Here is a 4384-nt window from a genome sequence, read left to right as displayed (position 1 = left end):
GCCCCGGACCTCTTGGTCCGGGGCCGCCCCGCAGCACCATGGGGACGAGCGGTGGTTACCAGCGGTACCAACGACCGCGTCGGCCACCGGTACCGGCGGAACGCATGACGAAACCGAGCAGCCAGACGGCGAGCACGATCACGGCGACGATCCACAGGGCCTTCAGTGCGAACCCGGCTCCGAAGAGAACCAGGGCGAGAAGCAGAACGAGAAGCAGGGGAACCATAGTTATCAACCTCCGAAAAGGCGGGTGCCCCGGCACTCCCGGCTCATGCCTGGAAATTTATCTGTTTCTTATTCGTGCCGGCGGGCAGGCGATGTCGCCCGGCGGGCGTGGTTGCATCTCCCCCGGCCACGCTGTCAACGGCGTCACCGACACCGACGCGGACACCCTCTACCCGGCGCTCCTCGCGGCCAACGCCGGCAAGGGCCTCGCCTACCTCTCCACGTCGCCTTCGCCTCGCCTGATCAGCCGCTCTTCGCCCGCCTGCGCGAGATCTGGCCGGTACCCTCATCGCCAATCCGGTGCTGCCCGCGGACCGGATTCCCGCGGACGGGGGAAGGGAGGCTGCCGAACGCCTGCTGGCCGCGGGCGCCGACCTCATCGCGATGGGCCGCCCCTTCCTCGCCAATCCCGACCTCGTCGAACGCCTGCGGACCGGCGCGCCCGTGAACGCCGTACGGACCCAGGACGCGATGTACATCGGTGGGCCCGTCGGATACACCGACTACCCCACGCACGGGTGCCCCGGGTAGCCGTGCTCCCGCCCGCAGGGCCGCGCCCAGAGCGCCGACGGGCCGTCCGGGCGGGCGAGGGGCCGGCCTCGCCGGCTGGCACGGGCATGCGGCAGGGCGGTGCCTCTCACCTGACCGCGGGCATCGTCCCTCCGTCGCGCAGCCTCGCGATCACCCGGAACGCCGCGTCGCGCTGGGCGGGGACGGCCAGGGTCTGCCCCCTGGCGACTCCGCGCACCGGGCCCGCCACCTCGATACCCGCCACGGCCCGGCTGCCCGCTGCCAGCACGTACCAGGCGCCCGTCGGCGACTTCCATCGGGTGCCGGCGACCACGTGCTGGCCGAAACGGCTGCACAGGGCGGAGTTCCGGCGGTCGGCGACGAGCTCGGCAGGAGCCGTCGGTGACGCCGCGGGCGGAACGAACTGCACGAGGACCCGCCCCTGCCCCCGCCACGTGTCCGCCCTGGTGCACACCCAGCCCGCGCTGGTCCGGGTGCCGGGAAGCGGCTGCTCGGCGAACTGCCAGTGGTTGACCGCCCGTACCCCGGAGCCCCGCAGGTCCTGGAGAGAACATGCCGTACGCGCCCAGCCGGTCAGGGCGTCGGTACCCGTCGCCTCGCGCGGCTGCCTCGCCGGTCCGCCCGACCCGGGCTTCGGCGTGTGGGTCAGGTGCACGGGCGAGAGATCCCCGAGATCCGTGACGAGGAACGCGTGCTTCTCCACGATCTCCTCCGACGAACGCAGCTGCATCACCGGCCAGGACCGGCATCCGCCGCTCGCTGGGCCGGACACCTCCGCGGTGACCCCGTCCTTGTCCACGGCCAGCGGCCGCGCCGGGCTGTCGGGGGTGAGGAGGTCGCGCGTCGCCGACTCCGCGATCCACGGCGCCAGCAGGAACCTGGCCGCGCCGCCCGAGCGGCTGACCACGACTGCCGCGGCCGTGGTGACATCCGCGTCGTCGGCCCTGGCGAAGTCCAGGGCGGGGGCCCCACCTCCGGACAGGGGCTCGGCGTACCTGACGACGCGCACGCCTCCGTCGTGGAAGAGCACCACGGCCTCGCTGCCCAGTGCCCCCGCGAAGAGCAGCCGGGGCGACTGTGCCGGGGGCACGTCGGGCGTGCCGGGGGCACGGGTGACGACGGCATCGGCCGGAGGCCGTGCCCAGGCACCGAGTGCCCGCGCGAGAAGGGCCTCGTCGTCGGTGCGGCTGCCACGCGGCGACCATGCGCTGAAGTCCACGCGCGAGGTGTCGGCCCACTGCCCGGCGGGGGTACGCGCCAGCGCGACAGGATCCAGCGTCCCGCCGGTCACGATCGCGCGCGGGGCGGCGTCGAGCGGCCTGGAATCGTCGGTCCAGATGTCTGGGGCGAGGGCCGGACCTCCGACGAGGACGAGAAGGACCGCCACCGCCGTCATCGCCCGTCGGCGGTTCCTGCGCCGCAGCAGGTCGCTGGGCCGGGTCTGCACCGTGCAGGGGTCGAACTCCGGCGACCGGAGCAGCGTCCGGACCCGGTCGTGGTCGCTCCCCGCCACCTCTCCGGCCGCGCGTACGGCCTCGGAGGGATCGGCGGCACCCGCCTCGGCGAGCAACGCGCGCGTGCGGTCCTCGGGCAGGGACTCGAGAAGCAGCAGTCCCAGAGCCGCACGGGCGGGCCCCGGTACCTCCGCCACCACCCGGTCCAGGTTGAACTCATCGATCCCGCCCGCCCGTGGGAAGAGCCGGAGCCCCCGCACCACCGGCATCGAAGGACGCAGGGCCGCCGGGGCCGGAAGTCGCGCGGGCCACCAGCGCGGACGTGCGTCGTAGGCCAGCGCGGAACGTACGACTCGAAGGCGGACTGCGGCGTACACGGGCGACTGCGGGCCGCCGCCGTCGCCCACGGAACCGGCGGCGCGGGGGGCGGGGATGGATCCCTCGACCGGTCCGGGGGCCGTGGACACACCTCCGTGCAGCGCACGTTGCACCGCGGCGTGCGCGGCGAGCACCCGGCGGTGCCTGCCGAGGGTCGGTGGCAGCGTGAGGTAGGCCAGACGCACGAGGCGCGGGTAGTGCTCGACGAGTGCGGCCTCGGCCTCCTTCACGTCGAGGCGCGCACCGTTGCCGAGGATGCGAAGCGGCGAGGGATGGAGGGGCATGGGTGGGTGCCTTCCGAGCCGTGGGCCGAAACCGTCATCAGGCCAAACGAGCCAATCGTGTGACGGTCACATCAGCCCCGCCGTCCCCCTCTCGGGCGGGAGGCCGGGCGCCCGGGGGCAGGCACGGCTCCCGGCACGATTCCGCAGCAGGGGCGGGTCGGTATCCCTTGTGGATCAGCGGGTAGGCGGTCGCTCTGGAAGAGCGGGATCAGATCGATCGTGAGAGGGCGGACCCGATGGCCGGCGGCATGCTGGAAGAGGACTTGTACCGTTTCGAGGCGTTGCTGGACGAGAGTGAGCGCAAGACGCTCCACCGCGTCCGGGAGTTCCTGCACGAGGAAGTGGCCCCGCACGCAGACACCTGGTGGGGCAGGGCGTCGTTTCCCCGTCATCTGATCCCGCGCTTCGGGGAGCTGGGCATCGCGGGTCTCGCCTACGAGGAGTGTGGCACCACCACCGCGAGCAGCCTGCTGAGCGGGTTCATCGCGATGGAGATGGCACGGGTCGATGCCTCGATGGCCACGTTCTACGGGGTACACGCCGGGCTCGCCATGGGCAGTATCGCCCGGTGCGGCTCCGACGAGCAGCGTCGTCGCTGGCTGCCCGCCATGGGCCGGATGGAACAGATCGGAGCGTCCGCGCTGACCGAACCCCAGGGCGGGTCCGACGTCGCGGCGGGCCTGCGCACCACCGCGCGGCGCGACGGCGACACCTGGGTGCTGAACGGGGAGAAGCGGTGGATCGGCAACGCCACCTTCGCCGACCTCGTCGTCGTCTGGGCCAGGGAGGAAGGCGGCGAGGGCCGCGTGCTCGGTTTCGTGGTCGAGAGCCCCACACCGGGGTTCTCGGCCCGCCTCATCGAGAACAAGATCGCGCTGCGGACGGTGGAGAACGCGACATCGTGCTGGAGGACTGCCGTGTGCCCGAGGAGAACAGGCTCAAGGAGGCGCATGGATTCCGGGACACCGCGGACGTACTGCGGCACACCAGGAGCGGCGTGGCCTGGGAGGCGGTGGGCGTGATGCTCGCGGCGTACCGCATCGCCCTGGACTACACACGGGAGCGTGAGCAGTTCGGTGGCCCGGTGGCACGCTTCCAGCTGGCCCAGGACCTGCTGGTCCGCATGCTCAGCGACGCGACCGCCTGTCTCGGCATGGTCGTGAGGCTGGCCCAGCTGGAGGACGAGGGCACCTTCCGCGACGAGCACTCGGCGATGGCCAAGGCGCACTGCACCACCAGGATGCGGGAGGTCGTCGGATGGGGCCGTGAGCTGCTGGCGGGCAACGGCATCGTCCTCGACTACAGCATCGGCTGTTTCGTCGCCGACGCGGAGGCTCTCTACTCGTACGAGGGGACGCGGGAGATCAACACCCTCATCACCCGGTCGCGCGCTCACCGGCCTCGGCGCCTTCGTCTGAGCCAGGGCTCCCCCCGATCCGCCGGACCGGACGATGCCGCCCGGTGGACGTCCCGAATGGGCCCCGGCACCCCGGCCGTCGTCAAGGACCGGCC

The 4384-nt window shown here is 72.5% G+C and carries 5 protein-coding genes; 3 read left to right on the top strand and 2 right to left on the bottom strand.

Annotation, left to right across the window (positions count from 1 at the left end):
* Positions 1 to 55 precede the first annotated feature (55 nt).
* Positions 56 to 226 (bottom strand): hydrophobic protein, encoded by a 171-nt coding sequence (locus ACFU5K_RS31365; RefSeq protein WP_327111949.1) that lies wholly within the window; start codon positions 224 to 226, stop codon positions 56 to 58.
* Between the two features lie 299 nt (positions 227 to 525).
* Here ACFU5K_RS31365 and ACFU5K_RS31360 point away from each other — a divergent pair, with 299 nt between their 5' ends.
* On the top strand, positions 526 to 756 hold the full coding sequence (locus ACFU5K_RS31360) for a hypothetical protein (protein ID WP_384067987.1): 231 nt from the start codon (positions 526 to 528) through the stop codon (positions 754 to 756).
* Positions 757 to 862: 106 nt separating this feature from the next.
* Here ACFU5K_RS31360 and ACFU5K_RS31355 read toward each other — a convergent pair whose 3' ends face one another.
* Complete coding sequence (locus tag ACFU5K_RS31355) at positions 863 to 2872, bottom strand: hypothetical protein (RefSeq protein WP_384067985.1); 2010 nt, start codon at positions 2870 to 2872, stop codon at positions 863 to 865.
* A 248-nt stretch (positions 2873 to 3120) separates the two neighbouring features.
* Between ACFU5K_RS31355 and ACFU5K_RS31350 the strand changes: the two genes are divergently transcribed.
* Positions 3121 to 3894, top strand: coding sequence for an acyl-CoA dehydrogenase family protein (locus tag ACFU5K_RS31350; RefSeq protein WP_384067982.1), 774 nt, complete (start codon positions 3121 to 3123; stop codon positions 3892 to 3894).
* Positions 3870 to 4384, top strand: a 515-nt coding sequence (locus tag ACFU5K_RS31345) for an acyl-CoA dehydrogenase family protein (RefSeq protein WP_384067979.1), incomplete at its 3' end; no start/stop codon positions are given. The genes ACFU5K_RS31350 and ACFU5K_RS31345, both read left to right, overlap by 25 nt.

The sequence above is a fragment of the Streptomyces sp. NPDC057428 genome, assembly GCF_042803195.1.
Lineage (GTDB): Bacteria > Actinomycetota > Actinomycetes > Streptomycetales > Streptomycetaceae > Streptomyces.
This window is presented reverse-complemented; position numbering and strand designations above follow the sequence as displayed.